We start from the raw sequence: 1,239 nt of genomic DNA, 5'->3' as shown, positions 1-1,239 counted from the left end.
CCTCCGCCTTGTCAAAATAGCCAATAAATTGCGGCAAAACAACCGTGAAAGATTAACGGCTCCTTGTGACTTTTACATTGGGCTCAAATTGGGAAAGCCGGAGACTGGCACACTTTCACCTGAAAATCATATCCATAAGGTTTAGACATATCGCGACTAATTTCTAGAATTTCGTAATCATTAAGTTCTACTATATGGGCATTATTAGAGATAGCGCAGCGTGACTTGCCATCAGCTTCTAATTGATAAGCAAAGTGAGCAATCAATTCCCTTGTTTTTTGAGAATAGAGCGCCCGTAATTGCAATGATTTATTAACGCTGGTGTTAATCTCTTGCTCCAAAGCATCTAAGGTTGAGTTGCTTGAATTTTGTTTTTCGTTGTTATTAGTACTGATTTCATCATCAGCGATTTTCTGCTCTAGTGCATCAGCCTCACCCAAAGAGTCAAGAATAATCTTCTCAAGATCTGCTTCCTCGGTCGAAGGTTGTTGGATACTGAGCAATTTCGGGTTATCAAGGTTTTCCTCTATAACCGAATCCACATCGCTTAAAAGTGCTAAGTGATAAAGCAAAATACTAGATAGAATTAGGCGAAGAAACATCGTCCACTTCTGATAATGTTGTAAATTAGTCAGGTTAAAACCATCGACTCCGAAGGGTTTTAATAACAACAGAGTGAACAGGTAAAAAGGCACAAAAATTTGAAGCAGTAAAAGTGCAATAATGCTGATTGCCAATGTCCATGCGGGGAGATAAAGCAAAATAGCGAAGTTATGGGTATAGCTAAAATGACTCGAAGAAACACCAACAACTTCATTTACTACCGATGCGGCTCCAGCTAACGCAAAGTTAGCGATGACGGCATAGAACAGTAGTAACACCGCTTTTCCTGCAAGAGAGTGCCAAACTCGGGCAAATAGAGGCCAGAATTCAGCGAGTAACCCAACTACAGTTATGGCAGCAACTATGGCTAAACTATTGCTGAAACATAATAAAATAAAAGCAAAAAGATAAAGTTTTTGAACAAAACTAAGCTTACTAATGAAAGTAAGTAAGCCATCATATACTCGATTGTTCATGTTTATAATATAACGCGCCAAACTAAATGTTGGCCCTAAAAGCTTATCTTTAGACACTTAACTTATCCCTGTTCACTATCTTTTGATGGTTAATCATTGAATTTTTCTAATAACATAATCGAATTGAACATATAATACCATTTGCATTAAAAGTTTGACC

1 protein-coding gene is annotated in these 1,239 nt (G+C 37.7%); it reads right to left on the bottom strand.

Annotated features, from left to right (window positions below):
- Positions 1-83: 83 nt before the first annotated feature.
- On the bottom strand, positions 84-1,136 hold the full coding sequence (locus tag AB4238_RS22260) for a hypothetical protein (RefSeq protein ID WP_372035794.1): 1,053 nt from the start codon (positions 1,134-1,136) through the stop codon (positions 84-86).
- Positions 1,137-1,239 lie beyond the last annotated feature (103 nt).

This window comes from Shewanella sp. 10N.286.45.A1 (assembly GCF_041470405.1).
GTDB lineage: Bacteria > Pseudomonadota > Gammaproteobacteria > Enterobacterales > Shewanellaceae > Shewanella.
The sequence above is the reverse complement of the archived record's forward strand: the minus strand, read 5'-3'. Positions and strand labels throughout refer to the sequence as shown.